Raw genomic sequence first — 21,694 nt, forward strand, 5'->3', positions numbered from 1 at the left:
ATGGAGAGTGGAATGTCTGACACAGATCGTATCGCCAAACTCGAACAGAGCGTCGCCAGCCTGTCCAGCCGCCTGCAACGGCGCGAGGACGAACTGGACGTGCGCAAGCTGCAATATCTCTACGGCTATCTGATCGACAAATGCCTCTATAATGAAACGGTCGACCTGTTCACCGACGATGGCGAGGTGCGCTTCTTCGGCGGTATCTGGCGCGGCACGGAGGGGATACGCCGCCTCTATGTCGAGCGGTTCCAGAAGCGCTTTACCCATGGCACCAACGGGCCGATCGACGGCTTCCTGCTCGATCATCCGCAGTTGCAGGACATTGTCGATATTGGCGATGATGGCGTCACCGCCCATGCCCGCGCCCGGTCGATGATGCAGGCGGGGCGGCACAAGGATCATTGCGACCCCTCCAACCCGATGCTGGGGCCGCGCCAATGGTGGGAAGGCGGCATTTATGAAAACACCTACAGGAAGGTGGACGGTATCTGGCGCATAGCGATCCTGAACTATCTGCCGCAATGGCATGCCGATTTTGACACCGGCTGGGCCAATACCAGGCCGGAATATGTCCCCTTCCCCAAGGACATCTATCCCGCCGACCCGACCGGTCCCGACGCGCTGATCGAGGATGCCTGGTTGTGGCCGACGCACAAGGTCGTCCCCTTCCACATGAAGCATCCGGTGACGGGACAGGAGATTATCGCAGAACGCTGGCAGGGCGATATCGACCGTGAGCGCGCCGCCCGCGAAGCTGTGAGCGTCTGACCCCCATGACCTATCCAGACCTCTATCTGATGATCGATGGCCAGCGTGTTGCTGGCGGGGGACGGCGCACGCACAGCGTCATGAACCCCGCCACGGGCGAGACGCTGGCCGCATTGCCGCTGGCCGACGCGGCGGATCTGGACGCCGCACTGGCGGCGGCGCAGCGTGGCTTCCTGCGTTGGCGCGAGTCCACGCCGCAGGAGCGCGCGGCGGTGTTGCAGGGTGCGGCGCGGCTGATGATCGAGCGGCAGGAGCAGCTTGCCCGCATCGCCACGCTGGAACAGGGCAAGACGCTGGCCGAAGCGCGCATCGAAGTGATGATGAATGTCGGCCTGTTCAATTTCTATGCGGGCGAGACGTTCCGCCTCTATGGCCGCGCATTGGTGCGCCCGGCGGGGCAGCGATCGACGGTGACGAAGGAGCCGGTCGGGCCGGTGGCTGCCTTTGCGCCATGGAATTTTCCGCTCGGCAATCCGGGGCGGAAACTGGGCGCGCCGATCGCGGCAGGATGCTCGGTGATCCTGAAGGCGGCGGAAGAGACCCCGGCATCGGCGCTGGGCATATTGCAATGCCTGCTTGACGCTGGCCTGCCAGGCGATGTCGCGCAGGCGGTGTTCGGCGTGCCGGACGAAGTGTCGCGGCATCTCCTCTCCTCGCCCATTATCCGCAAGATGAGCTTCACCGGCTCCACCAGCGTCGGCAAGCATCTGGCCAAGCTGGCGGCGGAGGATTGCAAGCGCACGACCATGGAGCTGGGCGGTCATGGTCCGGTGCTGATCTTCAACGATGCCGATTTAACCCGTGCGCTCGATACGGTGGTGGCGGGCAAATATCGCAATGCCGGACAGGTCTGCGTGTCGCCGACCCGTTTCATCGTGGAATCAGGCGTTTACGATCGATTCCTCTCAGGCTTTGTCGAGCGGGCGGAGAAGATTGTCGTCGGCGATGGTCTGGCCGATGGCAGCGTCATGGGACCGATGGCGAACGCCCGGCGGCTCGACGCGATGGACCGGCTGATCGGTGACGCGGTGGACAAGGGCGCCCGCCTCGAAACCGGCGGCGCGCGGATCGGCAATGCGGGCTATTTCTACGCGCCGACTGTCCTGTCCGGCACACCTCTGACTGCGGCGATCCTGAACGAAGAACCGTTTGGACCGGTAGCGCTTATCAACAGCTTTGCCGACGAAGCTGCGATGATTACTGAGGCCAATCGCCTGCCTTATGGCCTGGCCGCCTATGCCTGGACCAGCGATGCCGCGCGCCAGCGCCGCGTCGCGCGTGCGATCGAGGCGGGGATGGTGGGGATCAACACCGCGATGATCGGCGCATCGGACTCGCCCTTTGGCGGGGTCAAATGGTCGGGCCATGGCGCGGAGGACGGGCCGGAAGGGATCGATGCCTGCCTCGTCACCAAAGCCATCCATGAAGGATAAGCCATGACACATACAATGAATATTGGCGGCGATCGCGGCTATCTCCGCATCGCGACCGAGGAAGCCTTTGCGACGCGAGAGCAGATCGACGCCTATCTGCGCATGGTGCGCGATGGCAGCGCCGACCGGGGCATGGTGTCGCTCTGGGGTTTCTACGGTCAGTCGCCATCGCCCCGCGCGACGCAGATTATCGACCGGCTGCTGGACCTTGGTGAGCGGCGGCTGGCGGACATGGACGCGACCGGCATCGACGTCGCCATCCTCTCGCTGACGTCGCCGGGCGTGCAGCCGCTGCTGGACATGGCAGAGGCCAAGGCGATCGTAACGCGCGCCAATGATCATCTGGCAGACCGCTGCGCCGCGCACCCGACGCGCTTCGTCGGCATGACCTCCATCGCGCCGCAAGACCCCGACTGGTCCGCCGCCGAAATCCGGCGCGGCGCGCGCGATCTTGGTTTCAGGGGCGTGATGGTCAACAGCCATACGCAGGGCGAATATCTCGACGATCCCAAGTTCGATCCGATTTTCCGCGCGCTCGCGGACACGGGCCAGCCGCTTTATATCCATCCTTCGACCCCGCCCGACGCGATGATCGGGCCGATGCTGGACGCGGGGCTGGATGGCGCGATCTTCGGCTTTGGCGTGGAGACGGGGATGCACCTGCTGCGCCTCATCACCATCGGCATTTTCGACCGCTATCCCGATCTCCAGATCGTCGTCGGTCATATGGGGGAGGCGCTGCCCTATTGGCTCTATCGGCTGGATTATATGCATCAGGCGGGCGTGCGGTCGCAGCGTTATGAACGGATGAAACCGCTCAAAAAAACGATCCACGACTATATGCGCAGCAATGTCAGCGTCACCACCAGCGGCATGGCATGGGAACCTGCGATCCAGTTTGCGCAAAAGGTGCTTGGGGAGGATCGGGTGCTGTACGCGATGGACTATCCCTATCAATATGTGCCGGACGAGGTGCGCGCGCATGACCTGCTCGACATATCCGACACGGCCAAGCGCAAGCTGATGCAGACCAACGCCCAGCGCCTGTTCGCCCTGTGAGCATCATCGTGCCACCGCGTAGGACGGCCTATTATGCGCTGGCGCTGGTGGCGGCGACCAACATGGTCAGCCTGCTCGACCGCAATATCCTCGCCATATTGGCCCCCGCGATCAAGGCGGACCTGCATATCGGCGATGCGGAGATGGGGCTGCTCTACGGTACGGTGTTCGCGCTCTTCTATGCGCTTTTCTCGCTGCCTTTGGGGCGGCTGGCCGATGGCTGGATACGCACGCGGCTGCTGGCGACCAGCATCAGTTTCTGGTCGATCGCCACCGCCGGGGCCGCCTTTGCCGGCGGCTTCTTCACGCTGATGCTTTCGCGCCTGTGCGTGGGCATTGGTGAGGCGGCAGCCCAACCGGCTGGTACGAGCCTGGCCTATGATTATTTCCCGCAGCAGCGGCGCGGCCTCGTCATGGCGGTCATTGCGGCGGCCATCGCCATGGGGCTTGGCGGATCGCTGATCATCGGCGGGGTTGCGGCGCAATGGTGGAGTGCGCGCTATGTCGGTGGCGGCGCACCGCTGGGGCTGGCGGGCTGGCAATTCGCTTTCGCCGTCGCCGCAGCGCCCGGCTTCATCATCGCCGTCCTGATGGCGCGGCTGAAGGAACCGCAGCGCGGCGCGATCGACGGCATCACCACCCCGCCCGATCCCCACCCCTTCCGCGCCAGCTTCGCTGTGCTGGCAGCGGTGACGCCGGGCGTCCATTGGTTAAGTCTAAGACAGGCACGCGCCAGCGGACGCGAATGGACGCTCAATGTCGGTCTGCTCGCTGTGATCGTGCTGGCGTCGCTCGGTGCCATGCATGGCGCGCAGATAATGTCGCCGCGCCCGCCCTTGCTGCTCGGCGGATTTTCGGTCAGCCCCCATGTCGTCCAGTGGAGCGTCATTGGCTTTGGTGCTTTCGTCATCGCCAACCTGCTGCAAAATCTCAAACGGCGCGATCCGGTCGCCTTCGCCGTCATCAGCGGCAAGCCCTCGCTGCTGCTCTGCATCGCGGCGGGCGCGCTGCAATGTGTGATCAACTATGGCGTGATGGGCTTTACCCCATCCTTCCTGATGAAGGCCTATGGCCTGTCGCCAGCGGTGACGGGGATGCAGTTCGGTCTGCTTTCGGCGGGGCTGGGCGTTATCGGCCCGATGATCGCCGGTCCGCTGTCCGACCGCATCGGCGCGCATCGCCTGTCGCGTCGGGTGTGGGTGGCGCTGTTCGCCATGGGGGTGTCGCCATTCGTTGCGCTGTGGGTCTATCGCGCCCCGGATGCGGGCGATTTCTACCTGCGCTTCACTCTGTACAGCCTGATCCTGACGATGTGGATGCCGCCCATCTATGCGCTGATGTTCGAACAGGTGTTGCCGCGGATGCGGGGGCTGACCGTCAGCCTTTATGTCGTCGTTTCGACCATCTTCGGCCTGGGGACTGGTCCCTATGTCGTGGGCATGATCAGCGACGCGCGCGGCGGCGATCTGGGCGGGGCGATCCTGGCGATCAACTGGGTCGCGCCGGTGATCGTCATCCTGCTGCTGATCATCCTGTTCCGGGTTGAGCGCGACCATGCCAGCCTGCTCCCCCGCGCCCGTGCGGCGGGGGAACCGGTCTAACCCCCTTACGCCGCCAGTCCGATCTGGTCGGCATTGGCCCAATTGCCGTGCAGGCCAAAGCGCAGGCGGATCGGCACGCGAACCTGCGCGATCGGCCCGTTGGCGATGTCAGTCGCATCGAACAGCAACAGGTCGGACCGATGCTCGGCCAGCCGGTTGCACACCATGACGATCCAGCCGTCCCCCTCCGGCGCGTCGGTCGATCGCGGAATGAAGCAGGGTTCCTGCAGCGACGAAACCGGCCCGCACCACCATTTTTGCTCCAGGCCCGTCGCATGATCGACCATGCCCAGTGTGTTCATGATCATGCCACCCGCGCTGCCGCCCTTCAGTTCGACCGGCTGGGCTGGGTCGATGACCAACATCCAGCCATAGCGATAGGGCAGTCCGGTAAAGCGATCGTCGATGCGCGGAAATTCGCCCATCATGCCGGTCAGCCGCTGCGTGCCTGCAAAATCATCGCCATTGGACGCCATGTCCACCGTCCAGCGGGTCAGGAAACTCGCCGCTTCCTGCGGATTGAACGGCGCGCCGTGGATGTCGGGGAAGAAGGGGAACATATTATTCTTCGCTTCGGGCGTGTCGAAATGGATTTTCGTGCCCTCCTGAAAGGCGTTCATGACATGGCTGGCAAAGCAATTGTCGCGCTTGAACCAGCGTATGTCGGCGGCGGTCGCGTCGGTCCGGCGCGGCAGGACGCCCAGGTAAACGGGTAGCGTCGTGTCAAAGCCGAAATGGGGCAAGCCCTGTTCCAGCCGTTCCCAACTGGACGTGCTGGGGACGACATGGAATAGCGCATAATCTGGCGTGATCGCGAAATCATGCATCATCGCATAATAGGGCAGCTCGAACCAAAGCTCCTGTTTCAGCGTCCCGTCGGGTGACACGACATAATAGGTCATGTCGCGCGTCAGCACCCCCTTGGCCGCATAGCCAAAGGCGATCATGTCCCCGGTCGCCGGGTCGATCTTGGGGTGGGCGGTAAAGGTCTGGCCGGTCATCGCGCCGCCAAAGCGGGTATAGCCGTCCGTCTCCAGCGTCGCCGGGTTCATCGCCAGCGCCGGGCTGTCCTCCTTCAGCGCATAGAGTTTGCCGCCATGGATGAAGGCGGTGGTGTTGGCGGTGCCGCGTATCTGGCCCTGGACCGCCGGGTCATCGGTCAGCGGGTTGCGATAGGCGCCGAACAGCCCGCGTCCTGCTTCATGTTCCAGCTTCCATTTGTCGGTTTTCGCCCAGCGCTGGCGGAAATCGACCCGGCCGTCATGGAAGCGGAACATGGTGATCATGCCGTCGCCATTGAAAGCGATGTCGTCGCCCAGCCGTGGCGGAAATTGGGGGTCGGGCTGGACGCGATAGAATGCGCCATCCAGTTCGGGCGGCACTGCGCCGACAATGTCCAAATCGGCAATGTCCGCCTCGATCCGCGACGGCGTGTTGAATCCGGTGAAGGACGGCGTTTCGGGGAAATGCGCCACGGTTGATCCTCTGCCTATGATTGTTGGTCATATTGTATGTAACCCACACATATTTTCAAGCGGTAGGATTGACGCTCAGCCCTTTAGTCTCCAGACTGTTACTATGAATACCATGGACAAGGATCTCGATCCGCTCACCCTGTTCCCCGACCCGCGCCTCAGCGGCATTGACGGGCTGGTCGGTTTCCACATCCGGCTGGCGAGTGCGGCGGTCTATCAGCATTTTACCGAGACATTCAGCGACCTTGGCCTGACCCAGAAGCAGGTCGCGGTGCTGTGGCTGATCGAGGATCAGCCCGCTATTGCGCAGGCGGACATTGGCCGTCGGTTGAAGATGGATCGGGCCAGCGTGATGGCGATCGTCAACCGGATGCAGGATCGCGGCTTCCTGAAACGCGGCGAATCCACGCAGGATCGCCGTCGCCAGACGCTCAGCCTCACCGACGCGGGGCGCGAGTCGCTGGCGGCGGCGCGCACTTGCATTGCCGAGCATGAAAACTGGCTCAAGGCCCGGTTCAGTCCGGCCGAAACGGCGATGTTGGTGGAGTTGCTTCGCCGCGTTTATGTCTGACCGTTAAAGCGGCAGAAGCAGGGCTTTTCAACCAGTTGTCGATTGACCTGTTTTGAACCTGTTACTGCCAATACCACCAACATAGATAACAGCATTATTTGCTCTCTCGTAATATTGCCAAATATTGCGTCAATAGTCGTTGCGGGGTCACAGAGGCTCTTGCAACGCAGAAAATTGTATGCCTTACTAACAATCGACGCACAGCAGTGTCATTGGCGGGTCACGTCCGGGCAGGACGGATCTCAAGCCGGTTTAGGAGAGGGGATTTCCCATGCAGTACGCGCTTCGTACCACGATGACGCACGCCCTGTTGGCGTCGGCGTCCATCCTCGCAATCACCACGCCAGCATCGGCGCAGTCGTCGGCACCGCCGCAAACGGCACCACAGGCCGCCGGGCAGGAGACGCTGTCGCCGGGCATGGTCGCCGATATTGTCGTCACCGCCCAGTTCCGCGAACAGCGGCTTCAGGACACGCCCATTTCCATCACTGCGGTCAGCGCGGCAGAGCTGGAGGCCAAGAGCCAGGTCAATCTGGCGCAGGTCGCCGATGCGGCCCCCAACGTCTCGCTCAAGCCGATGGGCGCATCCTTTGGCCCGTCCATTTCAGCCTCGATCCGGGGTGTCGGCCAGAATGACTTCAACCCCGCCTATGAACCGGGCGTCGGCATCTATATCGATGACGTCTATTATCCGCAGCTGACCGGTGCGGTGTTTGAACTGCTCGATCTCGACCGGGTTGAAATCTTGCGCGGGCCGCAGGGTACGCTGGCGGGACGCAATGCCGAAGGTGGCGCGATCAAGCTCTATTCCAAGCGGCCATCGGGTGAGAATGGCGGCTTTGTCGAACTGAGCTATGGTATTCGCGATCGCATCGGCATTCGCGCCGCCGCCGACTTCAAGATCGCCGATACTCTCTCTGCGCGCATTTCGGGTGTCGCGCGGCAGCAGGATGGCTTTGTCGATCGCGTCGATTATGGCTGTGCCAATCCGGGCAGCGGCATCGCGGCAACCCAGCCTGCGGGCAAATGCACCATCAGCAAGCTGGGCGGCGTAGGCTATCAGGCGATCCGTGGCATTGTGTTCTGGGAACCCAGCGACAGGTTCGATGTTACGGTGATCGGCGATTATACACGAGACGAACATACGATTGCGGGCGAAGTGATATTGGAGACCAGCCCGGTCAATTCCCCCAATACCAATGCTGCGCCCGGCGTGCCGTATGACAATCGCTTCATCTGCGGTCGCTATTGCAACTATATCGGCACCGGCCAGCCGGCAGGCGTTTGGGTGCCCCCGATCCCGGTCGATCCATTGGGGGCCGCTGGCACGCCGCTGTCCTCGACCAGCGGTTCCGACCGCAGCCTCTACAAGGGCTGGGGCGTATCGGGCCAAATCAACTACAAGCTCAGCGACAATTTCTCCCTATCGTCAATCACCGGCTATCGCGCCTTTGAAACCCGGTTTGACTCCGACGAGGACCTATCGCCCGCCAGTCTCGGATTTGGCCGCAACTATCTGGAAAATTGGAGTTTCAGCCAGGAAGTCCGGCTGAACGCATCGCTCGGCGAAACGATCAATGCAACAATCGGCGGCTATTATTTCAAGCAGAAATCGACCTATGACTCGCTGCAGGATATTCGCTACGTGCCGGTATTCCCGCTGCAATTCCGCCAGCCTGACCCGACCAAGGCCGACGCCAAGGCGGTGTTTGCCCATCTCTCTTGGAAGCCGATAGAGCGTATGACGCTCAGCGGCGGTCTGCGCTATACTGATGAATCGAAGGACCAGACCTATTATCGCCTGAACTTCGACGGAACCGTCAATCGCTTTCTTGATCCCGTCGGCACCGTTTATGGCATTGGCTATGCCGGGCCGGACACGCTCGACTCTAATTTCAACGGCAACACCACCGAAACCGTCACTGCCCTGTCGGGCCTGACCGCCAAATATCGCGCCAAGCGGATCGATTACCGGATTGCGGCCGACTATCGCCTGTCGGACTCGCTGCTGGTCTATGCATCCATCTCGACTGGCTTCAAGGGTGGCGGTAGCAACCCGCGCCCGTTCAATTCGGGTCAGGTGATCCCGTTCAAGCCGGAAAAGCTCCAGGCCTATGAAATCGGCTTCAAGAGCGACCTGCTCGACCGGCGCATGCGCTTCAATGCCGCCGCCTTCATCAATGACTATACCGGCATCCAGATCCCGGTGTTAACCTGCCCCGATGCGCCCTGTGCCGCCCGCTTCAATGCAGGCGACGCGCAGGTCAAGGGGTTCGAGGCAGAACTGACTGCCTATCCGGTGGATGGCCTCGCGATCGACGCGTCGATCAGCTATCTGGACTTCAAATATAAGGCGGGCAGCCTCAACCCGGCGGCGGCCTATCCGACCAATCCGGGTGGCGTGTCGGCCGACGATCCGCCCGTGTCGCCGCCCTGGAAATTCAGCCTGGGCGCGCAATATAAGATCGACCTCGACAGCGCAGGCAGCCTGACGCCCCGGTTCGACGTCACTTATGAAGACAAGAAATATGCCGGATCATCCGTGATCGGCACGACCCGCATCCTCAATTTCGTGCCTGCCTATACACTCGCCAATGCGCGGCTGACCTGGTCGAATGCCGACAATGATCTCGACATATCGCTCGAAGTCACCAACCTGTTCGACAAATATTATTTCCTGTCGGTGTTCGACGTGCGTGGCGCAGGTGCTGGCGTAAACAAGGGGCGTCCCGGCAACCCGCGCGAATGGGCGATTTCGGTCAAAAAGAAATTCTAATCCCCGCCTGACCGGGCGGCCCTGCGCCGCCCGGTCTTATGGATCATGGAGCAGTATCGGCATGACCGACGTTACCCTCTATCATTGGGAGCCCAACGCCAATTCGGGCAAGCCCATGCTGGCGCTGTTTGAGAAGGGGGTGGCGTTCGACAGCCATTATCTCGACCTGTTGAATTTCGATCAGCACAAGCCCGATTATCTGGCGGTCAACCCGCTCGGCACCATTCCCGCCATGATGCACGGGGACAAGGTGCTGACCGAATCCACCGCGATCATGGAATATGTCGACGAAGCATTCGATGGCCCCCGCCTGATGCCCGCCGACCCGATCGACCAGTGGCGCACCCGCTGGTGGATGAAGTTTCTCGACCAGTGGCTCGCCCCCAGCTTCTCGATGATCGGCTGGAGCGTGTTCGTCGGCCCTTCGGTGCGGCAAAAGGACCCTGCGGAACTGGAAGCCGCGATCGACCGCATCCCGATGCCCGAACGGCGCGTTGCCTGGCGCAAGGCGATCAATGGCGCTTTTTCGGTCGAGGAGATGGCCGAATCCCAGCGTCGCGTGGCGCTTGGCATCGGTTATCTCGAACAGGCGCTGGGCCAGCGCGAATGGCTGGCGTCGGACAGTTATGGACTTGCCGACATAAACGGCTTCAACCTCGCCTATGCCATGCCTCTGTCGCAGCCGCAGCTGTGCAATGACAGGCTGACCCCCAACATCATGCGCTGGCTGCGCGCCATCTATGCGCGCCCTGCGACCCGCGCCTGCTGGGCGCTGGGCCGCACCGACCTTGCCCGCCGCATTTCCCTGCTCGAAAGCGAACCGGCATGACGACCATCCTTTACCATGGCCAGCCCAATGGCCCGTCCTTCACTGTGCTGGCCGCGGCGTTCGAGAAGGATGTCGCGCTTGAGTTGCGCACGATTGATCTGGTTGCAGGCGAGCGTCATTCGACCGCCCTGCCCCACCCGCTTGAAGTCGACCAGTCGATCGAGGGCGAAGGCCCGGTGTTGGTGGTCGATGGCGTCGCGATGACCGACAGCGTGTTTTTGGCCTGCTATCTCGATGAAGTCGGCAGCGGCCCGGCATTGCGTTCGTCCGATCCCTATGCCCGTTGGCAGATGATGGCCTGGTGCCGCTATGTCATCGAACGTGTTGCGCCCGCTGCCGCTTGCCTGGGCGTGGCCTCCGCCCCGCCCGCTGCCGTCCCCGCCGGGATTGCGAGCGCAGACCTGGAGGAACGCTGGCGTGACGCAGTGGAGGGCCGCGCCGACGAGGCGCAACTGGCCGACAGCCGCGCGAAGATCGGGCAGGCGGTCGAGAAGATCGAAACGCAACTGGTCGACGGGCGCGACTGGCTGATGGGGGATTTCTCGATCGCTGATCTGGAAAGCTACGCCTGGCTGGCGGGGATGCGCGCCATCGTGGCCGAAGCCTTTGCCGCCTCGCCGTTGACCGACGCCTGGGAAGCCCGTTTGCGCGCCCGCCCGGCGGTGGCACGGGCGCTCGGTCTGGCCACCGTGCCTCATCCCGAAGCGATCTGGGCGCCCGGCCCGGAGATTAACCGCTGGGGCTGAGACAATGCGTGCGATCGACTATTTCGACCGGGGCCATGACATCGCCCCCGACCATATCTGCCTGATCGACGCGGCCAGCGGCACAAAGTTGAACTTCGCGCAGGTCAGCGCACTGACCCGGCGGATCGCCGTTGCACTCTATGCGGCGGGTTTTCGTAATCAGGAACCGGTCGCGCTCTATGGTCCCAACAGCGCGGCCATGATGGTCGCCCTGCTCGCCATATGGCGCGCCAATGGCCAATGGGTGCCGGTCAACACCCGCAACGCGATCGACGCGAACGCCGCCTATCTCGACTATGTCGGCTGTAGCTGGCTCTTCTATCACAGCAGCCAGTCAGGCGACGTGATGCAGCTCAAGGCCCGTGTGCCTGGCCTGACCCGCTTCATCTGCCTCGACCGGGCGCAGGATGGCGACCCCTCGCTCGACCAGTTCATTGCCGGGGCCGATGGTGACGCCCTGCCCGACCTGTCCGACCCGTTCGGGCGGCCCGACGATGTCGTTGGTCTTTTCCCCACTGGCGGCACGACTGGCCCGTCCAAGGGCGTGGTCGTCACCAATAGCGGTTGGGGCACGATGATCGAGACGGTGGCGCAGGCGGTCGATGGTCGGACGGACGCGCCGGTGTCGCTGGTGGTCGCGCCGATCACCCATGCTGCCGGACCGGTCGCGCTGGCGACGCTCTCGCTGGGCGCGACCCAGATCATCCTGCCCGGCTTCGACGCTGCCGCCGTGCTGGATGCGATCGCCACCTACCGCGTCACCCATGTCTATATGCCGCCGACTGCGCTTTATGGCCTGCTCGACGCGCCGCAACTGGCGCAGGCCGACACATCGTCGCTCAAAATCTTCCTGCTCGTCGGCTCCCCCGTTTCCCCGGAAAAACTGCGCCGCGCGGTGGAGCTGTTCGGCCCGTGCCTCTGCCAGGCCTATGGGCAGGTGGAAGCGCCGATGATCGTCACCTGGCTTTCACCCGAAGTCGTGGCAGCAGCAGCGGCGGGCGACCGGCCCGAACGGCTGGCCAGCTGCGGCCTGCCGACCCGATCGGTCATCGTCGCCATCATGGATGATGATGGCCATTTGCTGCCCGATGGCGAGGCAGGCGAACTGGTAGTGCGCGGCGCGCTGGTGTCGCGCGAATATCATGCGCTGCCGCAGGAAACGGCGGACATCCGTACCTTCGGCTGGCATCATACGGGCGACATCGCCCGCCGCGACGCCGACGGTTTTCTCTATATTGTCGATCGCAAGAAAGACATGGTCGTGTCCGGCGGCTTCAATGTGTTCACTGCCGAGGTGGAGGCCGCGATCACCGAACTGGGCGCGGTGCGCGAATGTGCCGTCATCGGCATCCCCGACGCCAAATGGGGCGAGGCCGTTCATGCCATTGTCGTGGCCGACGAAATCGATGAAGCTGCCATCATCGCCCATGCCAAGGCCCGGCTGGGCGGGGTGAAGGCACCCAAAAGCGTCGCCTTCGTCCCCGCCATCCCCCGGACAGCGGCGGGCAAGATGGACAAGAAAGTCCTGCGCGCGGCCCATTGGTCGGGCGAGCGGATGGTCAACTAATCAGGATGAAAACATCCGCGAGAATGAAGGACGGGATGACGATGCGGGTTGCAGTCTGGGCAATGACGATAGGCAGTCTGGCGCTGGCCGCCTGTAGCCAGGGCAATGGCGCAACGGGTGTCAGCGGCGTCGATGCAGCGCGGATCATCGCCGCCGCACCCGCGCAATGGCTCTCGACCGGGCGCACCTATGACGAGCAGCGTTTCAGCCCGCTGACTACGATCAATCAGGATACGATCGGCAGGCTGGGCCTCGACTGGTTCGCCGATCTCGACACCAATCGCGGGCAGGAGGCGACGCCCTTGTTCATCGACGATGTCCTCTATGTCTCGACCGCCTGGAGCATGGTGAAGGCCTATGACGCGCGCACCGGCAAGCTGCTCTGGTCGTTCGACCCGGCGGTGCCGCGCCAAACATTGGTCAAGGCCTGCTGCGACGCGGTCAATCGCGGGGTGGCGGCATGGGGCGACAAGATTTTCGTTGGTACACTCGACGGGCGGCTGATCGCCATAGACCGCAAGACGGGCAAGGCGGCATGGAGCGTCGTCACCCTCGACCAGAGCAAGAATTACACCATCACCGGCGCCCCGCGGGTCGTGAACGGCATGGTCATCATCGGCAATGGCGGCGCGGAGTTCGGCGCGCGCGGCTATGTCGCCGCCTATGATGTGGACACGGGCAAGGAAAGCTGGCGTTTCTACACCGTCCCGGCCCAGCCCGGCACGGAACAGGAGCCGGACTATCTGAAGAAAGCGGCGGCCACCTGGCATGGCGAATGGTGGAAGCAGGGCGGCGGCGGCACGGTGTGGGACGCAATGGCCTATGACCCGGACCTCGACCTGCTCTATATCGGCGTTGGCAATGGATCGGAGAGGAACCAGGCCTATCGATCGGAGGGGAAGGGCGACAATCTCTATCTGTCGTCCATCGTCGCGGTTCATGCGAAAACCGGTGCCTATGCCTGGCACTATCAGACGACGCCCGGCGACAGCTGGGACTTTACCGCCACCCAGCATATCATGCTGGCCGATCTCGACATAGGCGGTGCCAAGCGCAAGGTGCTGATGCAGGCACCCAAGAACGGCTTTTTCTACATGCTCGACCGGACCAACGGGAAGCTGTTGTCGGCCAAAAATTTCGTGCCGGTCAATTGGGCCAGCGGCATCGACATGACGACCGGGCGGCCGATCGAAAACCCTGAGGCGCGCTATTACAAAACCGGCAAACCCTTTATCGGCTCCCCCGGCGCGACTGGCGCGCATAGCTGGCACCCAATGGCGTTCGATCCCAAATCATCGCTGGTGTTCATCCCCGCCAATCTTGCCGCCTTCCCCTATATTCCTGAAAAAGGCTGGAAAGCGAACAGCTTGGGTTTCAATGTCGGCGTCGACATCGCCGCCGCCGCGATGCCAGCCGACAAGGCGGTGCGCGATGCCGCAATGAAGGCGACCACCGGCGCACTCATCGCCTGGGACCCGATCGCGCAGAAGGAACGCTGGCGCGTATCCTATAAGGGACCATGGAATGGCGGGCTGCTGGCGACCGGCGGCGATCTGGTGTTTCAGGGGACGGCGACTGGCGACTTCAACGCCTATGCGACCAAGGACGGGCGCAAGCTCTGGTCCTTCCCGGCGCAAACCGGCATCGTCGCCGCGCCCATCAGCTACGAACTGGATGGCCAGCAATATGTCGCGGTGATGGCCGGCTGGGGCGGGGTCTGGGCGCTGGCCCCTGGCATCCTGTCCGACAAGAGCGGGCCAAGCCGCAATATCTCCCGCCTGCTGGTGTTCAAACTGGATGGCAAGGCGGTCCTGCCCCCTGCCCCGCCACTGGCGACAATGCCGCTCGATCCTCCGCCGTCCACTGCCAGCCCCGCAACGATCGCGGCAGGCGCGACGCGCTTTGGCCGCTATTGCAGCACATGCCACGGCGATGCGGCGATCGGTGGCAGCCTCGTCCCCGACCTGCGCCACAGCGGCACGCTGAACGATCCTGACATATGGAAGCAGATCGTCCATGACGGCGCGCTGAAGGACAATGGCATGGTCAGCTTCGCGTCGATCTTCTCAGCAGCAGAAATTGACGACATTCGCGCCTATGTCATCCACCGCGCCAATGAAGATAAAGCACTGGAAACCGACAATGCCGATTGATCCGTCCAAAATCCTGGCCATCGACGTCCATGTCCATGCTGAGGTGTCTTGCCACGATCCCGAAGACCCGGTGATGGCCAAATATTTCGACGCGGCGTCGGCCTATTTCAAGGCGGATCGCAAGCGCCCGACCATCCCCGAAACCATCGCTTATTATCGCGCGCAGAACATCGCCTTCTGCCTGTTCACGGTTGATTGCGAGAGCGGCATCGGCGCGAAGCGGATCAGCAATTACGAAGTGGCGGACATCGCCGCCGAACATGACGACATCGTCATCCCCTTCGCCTCGATCGACCCGCGCAAGGGCAAGTTCGGCGCGCGCGAAGCCCGCGATCTGGTTGAAAATCACGGGGTCAAGGGCTTCAAATTCCATGGCATCATGCAGGATTGCCACCCGGCCGACCGGGTCGCCTATCCTATCTATGAAGTCATCGCCGAACATGGATTGCCCGCCATCTTCCACACCGGCCATTCGGGCATGGGGACGGGGATGAAGGGCGGCGGCGGCGTGCGTCTGAAATATGGCCAGCCCATATTGGTGGATGATGTCGCGGTCGATTTCCCCGACATGAAAATCATCCTGGCCCATCCCAGCTGGCCCTGGACCGACGAAAGCCTGTCGATGGCGCTGCACAAGGATAATGTGTTCATGGACCTTTCGGGCTGGTCGCCCAAATATTTTCCCAAACAGGTGATCCAATACGCAAATACGCAACTTAAAACCAAGATGCTGTTCGGGTCGGACTGGCCGCTCATTCGCCCGGAAAAATGGATCGATGCCGCGCGTGAGGCGGGTTTTCGGGAAGAGGTGCTGCCGCTGATCATGAAGGATAATGCGGTCAGGCTGCTTGGGCTCGGCTGAACTGCAAATCCCCGATGGTTGGATTGTTACAGATTCAAGTCTGTTGCAGTCATATATATGTCATCTAATCGACATAAATGCCCGCTCGACAAGACGAAGGGCAAGTGAAGATGCGATCGAGACATATGCAGATTGGTCTGGCCGTCAGCCTGTTGGCGCTGATGCCGCAGGCCGCGCAGGCGCAGACGGTAGAGCAACTGCAAACGCAGATTGACGAGCTGAAAGCACAGGTCCAGTCGCTCGTCTCGGCGCTCGCTGCCAGCAAGAGTCAGACCGCGCCCGTCGTTGCGCAGGTGCCGCCTCAGTCGGCAACGCCTGCCACGACATCGACCGCAGCCCCCACCGTGCTGGCAACAGCTCCCGCACCAGTACCTGCCACTGCACCGGCCAAGTCCAAGGCCTGGTATGATCGCCTGACCCTGCGCGGCTATACCCAGTTGCGCTACAACGCCTTCCTGTCGGGTGACGACACCGCGCCTGCGGGTGTTTCGCGCCTGCGGTCCGTGCATGACAGCAGCATTTCGGACCGGGGCAGCTTCTCGCTCCGTCGTGTCCGCCTGATCGTGCAGGGCGATATTTCCGACCGCGTCTCGCTCTATCTCCAGCCCGATTTCGCTACGGCGGTCAATAATCAGGCCGGTACGGAGCGGCGCGAGGGCTTCGTGCAGTTGCGCGACGCCTATGCCGATGTGTTCCTGGACAAGGCCAAGACCGTCCGTATGCGCTTTGGCCAGTCCAAGGTTCCCTATGGCTGGGAAAATATGCAGTCGTCCTCCAACCGGCTGACGCTGGACCGCAGCGATGCGATCAACAGCGCGGTGCCGAGCGAGCGGGACCTTGGCATTATTGCCTATTATACCCCGCCGTCGGTCCAGAAAATCTGGGACGATCTGGCGCATGACGGGCAAAAATTGTTCGGCAATTACGGGGCATTCGGCTTCGGCGTGTTCAACGGTCAGGGCATCAACAAGACCGAGCAGAATCGCGGTCTGATGAAGGTGGCGCTGGCGACATGGCCGTTCGAAATTGGCGATCAGGTCGTCGAATTTGGCGGATCGGCGATGCTGAACGACGTCCAGCCCGAACTGCGCAGCGGCGGCGTAAGTCCGGTGACCTTCAAGGAAAAGCGAGTAGGCCTCCACGCCATGCTCTATCCCAAGCCGTTCGGCATCCAGGCCGAATGGAACTGGGGCAAGGGGCCGGAATTTGATGTCGCAACCCAGTCGATCCAGACCAAGAATTTGCAGGGCGGCTATGTCCAGGCGATGATGCGGCTGCCGACCGAGAATCTGGGACCGCTGATGCCCTATGGCCGCTGGCAGCATTATCGCGGCGGCTGGAAGGCGGGGACCAACGCCCCGCGTTTGGAAACCGACGAATTTGAACTGGGCGTCGAATGGCAGCCATGGAAGGCGCTGGAATTCACCTTCGCCTATGCCCGGATGAAGCGCGCCGAAGCGGACGAACGCCGCACCGGCCGCGCGGAAGGCGATCTGATCCGCACCCAGGTGCAGTGGAATTATTGATCGGTCATCGCCTGCTTGGCGGGCGCTGTCCTACATCAGCCGACCATGCTAAAAAGCCTGTCGGGATCGCGGGCAGGAAAAGACATATAATGTCGCAAACTGGATATAAAATGTCGCATTTGCCGGGAAATATGCGAAGTTAAGCGTATGCCCGTAGGATTTTGACGTTCCGAAAAAAGCTGGCCGGGCTAACCCCTTTTCGCCCGGCCAGAGGGACGTAAAAAGTCAGCTGTCGACTGTTTCCCTGGCGCTCCGCTGCGCCAATTGTGCGTCGAACACCGGGTTGGACAGCAGGAAGCCAATCTCCTTGGCCCGGTCCTGATTGACCGTCTCATCCGGCATCGACGCCAATATCGCATCGAACCGCGTCCGCATTCCCTGTGCAAATTCTGGGTGGGTCAATATATAAAGGTCGTTGGCGCATATCCCTGCCAGAACCCGCTCACCCACTTCGTCGGCGCTCATCCAGAGCGGCGAGACAGGGCGCTTCTCCAACTCCTCCTCGCGCTGGCGATAGCCGCTATCTTCGCGATATTCGGCTGGCCGTAGCTCGCCGCTATGGGCGATATTGCTCTGCACCGGTCCCGGCATGAAGGCTGAGACGCCAATATTTTCCGCCGCCAATTCCCCCCTTATCGCTTCGGAAATCCCCAGCACCGCCGCCTTGGCCGCGGTATAGATGGCCGAATAGCTGATCGGGATCAGTGCCGACTGGGACGATGTGGTGACGATCTGCCCGCCCTCGCCATGTGCCTTGATCCGGGGAAGGATGGTGACGATGCCGTTGATGACCCCACCCAGATTGACCCCCATGCCCCAGTCCCAGTCATCAAACCGCGCGTCCAGCACCGGACCCATCGCGCCGACCCCGGCATTGCCAACCAGCATATGGATTTTCCCGAACCGCGCCTCTGCTGCATCGGCCGCACGGGCGAAAGCGGCCCGGTCCGTGACGTCCAGCTGCACCGTCTCCACCTGCGCATCGGCGGCCAGATCGGCCTTGGCGGCTGCCAGAGCGTCCTGCCGAATGTCGGCGATCACGACATTGGCCCCGGCCCGCACCAGCGCGCGTGCTATGCCCAGGCCAATGCCATTCGCGCCGCCGGTGATAAAGGCCGTCCGCCCCCGGACATCGGCCATAGGCGCTGTGATTGCCTGCGTCATATCTCCCTCCCTTACTGTTTCAGGCCAAGCATCGCGCGCGCTTCCCCGGCGCTGGCGATGTCGCCGCCCATCCGCTCGACCATCTCGACGCCCCAGCGGACCAGATCGGCATTGTCGGCGGCCATGCGCCCGCGCCGCAAATAGATAGTGTCCTCAAAACCAACCCGGACATTGCCACCCAGCAGCACCGATTGCGCCGCCATCGGAAAACTGTGGCGGCTGACGCCAAAGCCGGTGAAGGGCGTGCCGCGCGGTATCTGGTTCCTGGCGTAGAGCATCGCTTCGGTCGTGGCGGGCAGGCCATATTTGGTCCCCAGCACGAAGGTGAAGGGCGCGTTTTTGGGAATAGCACCCTTGGCCATCAAATCGTCGGCAAAGACAAAATCGCCTGCCTCGAAACATTCAATCTCCGGCAGGACGCCCGCATCCTGGATCATATGCCCCATGGTGGTGATCATCGGATCAAGATTGATCGCTACCCCGCCCCAGAGCTGCATCGTACAGATGTCGAGTGTACACATGTCGGGCTTGAGGTCGAGAATATGCTCCAGCCGCCGCTGCGCCGTGAACATCAATGTGCCGGGACCGCAGACCGCCGGATCGTCCGCACTCTGCATCCAGGTGCAGCCCGGCCCGGTGGTGACGTTGAGGATCAGCTCTTCATTTTTCGCACGGATAAGGCCCACTACTTCGCGATAATCCTCCAGCGCCTGCGATGGATCGCCGGTCTCCCGGTCGCGGACATGCAGGTGGATTATCGAGGCACCCGCTTCTGCCGCAGCCAGCGCTTCGGCCGCGACATGATCTGGCCGGAACGGGAAATTGGGATGATCGGGCATCGGCGAACTTCCCGTCACCGCGCAGGTCAGAAATAGCTTGCCAGCCAACCGCACTCTCCTGTCTTGTGTCGGCTATGTTGCCGGCCCCTGAACCGGGGTCTTGCAGAGGAAGCGGCCCGCAAGAAGGCCGGTGGATGTCCCATTATAGAGAGTAACTGGATAAGGCATGGCACAGCGGGAAGAATTGTCGCGTTTCCTGAAAGCCGCCCGCGCCAAGCTGGCGCCGTCCGATGTCGGCCTGCCTGCGGGCGAGCGTCGCCGGACACGCGGCCTGCGACGCGAGGAGGTTGCGACCCTCGCGGGGATGAGCGTCACCTGGTACACATGGTTCGAGCAGGGGCGCGAGGTCCAGCTATCCGCGCCGATGCTGGAGCGGCTGAGCCGTACTCTGCGCCTCTCACCCAATGAACGCGAATTCCTGTTCGCGCTGGCCCAGCACCGCCCGCCGCCTCTGGCCACCCGACCGGACGAAACCATCCATGCCGGCACCCAGCATCTGATGGATGCGCTGTCCATTCCGGCGCTGGTCATCATAGAGGATTGGACGGTCATCGGCTGGAACCGGCTGGTTGCCCGTGCCTTTCGCGATTACAGCCAGTTGCCGCGCGAACAGCGCAACCTGTTCCGCATCCTGATGCTCAACCCGCGCTATCGTGCCGACCCGGACAAGTTTCAGGATATGTGCCGCCGCCTGATCGCGCGCTTCAAATGGGACTATAGCCGCACCAGCCAGCCCGATGTGTTTGAAGGCATCATTGCCGACATGCTGGAGCAGTCCGAATTTTTCCGCCAATATTGGCAGGAGTCGGAAATCATGGCGCATTTTGAGGATACCAACATCGCCGATATGCCAGGCGTGGGCGAAATCATGTTCCGCCACACCAGCTATGCGATCGAGGAAGCGCCGGGGCAAAGGCTGTTGCTGTTTGCGCCATTGGACGACGTCAGCGCGGCGCGTCTGGCCCGGCTGGTGGCGGAGGCCGATCCGGTCGTCGCCTGAGCCAATCGCGTTTCAATATCTCTCTTCTCCCGCCGCGCATTCATGCTATGATCGGCGTCATAAGATAATGGAGAGGGAACCATGCTGCTATTGGCACGGTGCCTGGACTGGCTTTGCCTTGCTTTTGCATCGGGCGTTCAGGACGAAATGCGCCTGAACGAGTTGATCTTGGGTGCGACCCAGCGATCGACCGCGGCGCATGACGCAACCGCACAATCGCTTCCGCATCGCTGAACCCTGTCGAGATGTTGAGGGCCGATCGGTAAAGCCGGTTAGCGGCCTGCATCCTTCGCGTCGCTGATCGCCAGACGCTTCGCGGTCGTGAGCGTCTGGATAACGAACAGCAGGATCAGGATCACCGAGACAACGCCGACAAACAGGTCAAAACCGGAAATCGCGCCGAACAGGCCGGGCGCATAGCCGAGCGCCATCATGGCCAGCGTCAGGCCGATCAGCATCAGCCGCAACTCCGTCGGGCCAGCGGACAGGTATGAAAGCTTGAACTCCCCCATCACCCGCGCCGCCAGATAGGCATGGATCGACAGCAGAAGATAACCGGCCAGCGCCACCAGCGCGACATCCATGCGAATATAGGGGCTGGCCCCCATGCCCGCCAATATCAGCAAAGTGGCAAGACCATCGCAACTATGGTCGATAAAATAACCATAGGATGGCCGCTCGATCCGGCGGAACCGCGCCAGGCTGCCGTCCATCGAATCGCCGAACCATTGCAGCACGTAGCCGCCAATGGCGAGCCACAACCAGTCGACATGCGCGCTGCTGGCGGCATAGCCAGCAAAAATGGCAAATGCCCCGATCATGCCAAGTACGGTCAACAGGTCGGGCGTGACCCATAGTGGCATACGCGCGCAGAGCCAGTTGAGGAGGCGGCGTTCGGATGCTGCCAGCACATTTTGCTGGATACGATCGATCGGAGGAGAGGATGGGCCAGAGGGCAATGTCATGGCGCCTTATGACGAACACATGACGGTGTGACAATCACCCCGACCTTTCGTGTCGTCGAAAATGACTATTATATTACATGCTGCTGCCGGACGAATGGCGATGGCATCGCTGAAGCGCACAAAAAAAGGGCCGATCCGAAGACCAGCCCATGAAAGTTTAGGAGAGGATGCCTGAAAGGCACCTCCTATGTCCGACAAATCAGGCTTTGCTGCAAGTGCGAAATCCTTGTTCGCGGTTGCAAAATATGCACCTGTCGCAATTACGTTGCATTCCGTAACGGAAAGTAAAGGACGTCCATCCGCGGTAGAGTAGCAATATCCAGAGAATCATGGATTGGCGGACGCATCATATTGCAC

At 62.1% G+C, this 21,694-nt stretch carries 17 protein-coding genes; 13 read left to right on the forward strand and 4 right to left on the reverse strand.

What is annotated here, in order from left to right; all coding sequences use genetic code 11:
• Positions 1–12 precede the first annotated feature (12 nt).
• Genes ACODSR_RS01860 through ACODSR_RS01875 form a run of 4 tightly spaced genes read left to right on the forward strand, consistent with a single transcriptional unit; the run spans position 13 to position 4,864 of the window.
• On the forward strand, positions 13–771 hold the full coding sequence (locus ACODSR_RS01860) for a nuclear transport factor 2 family protein (RefSeq protein WP_489073194.1): 759 nt from the start codon (positions 13–15) through the stop codon (positions 769–771).
• A 5-nt stretch (positions 772–776) separates the two neighbouring features.
• A complete protein-coding gene (locus ACODSR_RS01865) occupies positions 777–2,204 on the forward strand; it encodes an NAD-dependent succinate-semialdehyde dehydrogenase (RefSeq protein WP_489073196.1) in 1,428 nt (475 codons plus the stop codon).
• A gap of 3 nt (positions 2,205–2,207) precedes the next feature.
• On the forward strand, positions 2,208–3,263 hold the full coding sequence (locus ACODSR_RS01870) for an amidohydrolase family protein (protein ID WP_489073198.1): 1,056 nt from the start codon (positions 2,208–2,210) through the stop codon (positions 3,261–3,263).
• A gap of 8 nt (positions 3,264–3,271) precedes the next feature.
• On the forward strand, positions 3,272–4,864 hold the full coding sequence (locus ACODSR_RS01875; RefSeq protein ID WP_489073200.1) for an MFS transporter: 1,593 nt from the start codon (positions 3,272–3,274) through the stop codon (positions 4,862–4,864).
• Positions 4,865–4,869: 5 nt separating this feature from the next.
• Here the strand turns inward: ACODSR_RS01875 and ACODSR_RS01880 are convergent, their stop codons facing one another.
• Positions 4,870–6,339 (reverse strand): lignostilbene-alpha,beta-dioxygenase, encoded by a 1,470-nt coding sequence (locus tag ACODSR_RS01880; RefSeq protein WP_489073202.1) that lies wholly within the window; start codon positions 6,337–6,339, stop codon positions 4,870–4,872.
• A gap of 103 nt (positions 6,340–6,442) precedes the next feature.
• Here ACODSR_RS01880 and ACODSR_RS01885 point away from each other — a divergent pair, with 103 nt between their 5' ends.
• From ACODSR_RS01885 to ACODSR_RS01920, 8 genes are all read left to right on the forward strand, one after another.
• Entirely contained in the window at positions 6,443–6,910 is a 468-nt protein-coding gene (locus tag ACODSR_RS01885) for a Saro_0803 family transcriptional regulator (protein WP_489073204.1), read from the forward strand.
• Between the two features lie 271 nt (positions 6,911–7,181).
• On the forward strand, positions 7,182–9,686 hold the full coding sequence (locus ACODSR_RS01890; RefSeq protein ID WP_489073206.1) for a TonB-dependent receptor: 2,505 nt from the start codon (positions 7,182–7,184) through the stop codon (positions 9,684–9,686).
• Positions 9,687–9,747: 61 nt separating this feature from the next.
• On the forward strand, positions 9,748–10,515 hold the full coding sequence (locus tag ACODSR_RS01895; protein ID WP_489073208.1) for a glutathione S-transferase family protein: 768 nt from the start codon (positions 9,748–9,750) through the stop codon (positions 10,513–10,515).
• On the forward strand, positions 10,512–11,261 hold the full coding sequence (locus ACODSR_RS01900; RefSeq protein WP_489073210.1) for a glutathione S-transferase family protein: 750 nt from the start codon (positions 10,512–10,514) through the stop codon (positions 11,259–11,261). The genes ACODSR_RS01895 and ACODSR_RS01900 overlap by 4 nt, the downstream gene beginning before the upstream one ends.
• Positions 11,262–11,265: 4 nt before the next feature.
• Positions 11,266–12,828, forward strand: a complete 1,563-nt coding sequence (locus ACODSR_RS01905; RefSeq protein WP_489073212.1) for a class I adenylate-forming enzyme family protein — start codon at positions 11,266–11,268, stop codon at positions 12,826–12,828.
• Positions 12,829–12,863: 35 nt separating this feature from the next.
• Positions 12,864–14,981: a PQQ-dependent dehydrogenase, methanol/ethanol family gene (locus ACODSR_RS01910; protein ID WP_489073214.1), complete on the forward strand. Its 2,118-nt coding sequence runs from the start codon at positions 12,864–12,866 to the stop codon at positions 14,979–14,981.
• The gene (locus ACODSR_RS01915) at positions 14,971–15,843 is read left to right on the forward strand and encodes an amidohydrolase family protein (protein ID WP_489073216.1); all 873 of its coding nucleotides are present in this window, start codon (positions 14,971–14,973) and stop codon (positions 15,841–15,843) included. Before ACODSR_RS01910 ends, ACODSR_RS01915 begins: the two co-directional genes overlap by 11 nt.
• A 125-nt stretch (positions 15,844–15,968) precedes the next feature.
• Positions 15,969–17,369, forward strand: a complete 1,401-nt coding sequence (locus ACODSR_RS01920) for a porin (protein ID WP_489073218.1) — start codon at positions 15,969–15,971, stop codon at positions 17,367–17,369.
• 225 nt (positions 17,370–17,594) lie between these two features.
• On the opposite strand, the gene ACODSR_RS01925 is transcribed toward ACODSR_RS01920, so the two are convergent.
• Positions 17,595–18,533, reverse strand: coding sequence for an SDR family NAD(P)-dependent oxidoreductase (locus ACODSR_RS01925; RefSeq protein WP_489073220.1), 939 nt, complete (start codon positions 18,531–18,533; stop codon positions 17,595–17,597).
• 11 nt (positions 18,534–18,544) lie between these two features.
• Positions 18,545–19,420: a beta-keto acid cleavage family enzyme gene (locus tag ACODSR_RS01930; protein ID WP_489073222.1), complete on the reverse strand. Its 876-nt coding sequence runs from the start codon at positions 19,418–19,420 to the stop codon at positions 18,545–18,547.
• A gap of 118 nt (positions 19,421–19,538) precedes the next feature.
• Between ACODSR_RS01930 and ACODSR_RS01935 the strand changes: the two genes are divergently transcribed.
• Complete coding sequence (locus ACODSR_RS01935) at positions 19,539–20,372, forward strand: helix-turn-helix transcriptional regulator (RefSeq protein WP_489073224.1); 834 nt, start codon at positions 19,539–19,541, stop codon at positions 20,370–20,372.
• Positions 20,373–20,644: 272 nt separating this feature from the next.
• Here ACODSR_RS01935 and ACODSR_RS01940 read toward each other — a convergent pair whose 3' ends face one another.
• Positions 20,645–21,337, reverse strand: a complete 693-nt coding sequence (locus ACODSR_RS01940) for a CDP-alcohol phosphatidyltransferase family protein (protein ID WP_489073226.1) — start codon at positions 21,335–21,337, stop codon at positions 20,645–20,647.
• Positions 21,338–21,694: the final 357 nt, after the last annotated feature.

It is taken from the genome of Sphingobium sp. FG125, assembly GCF_057809795.1.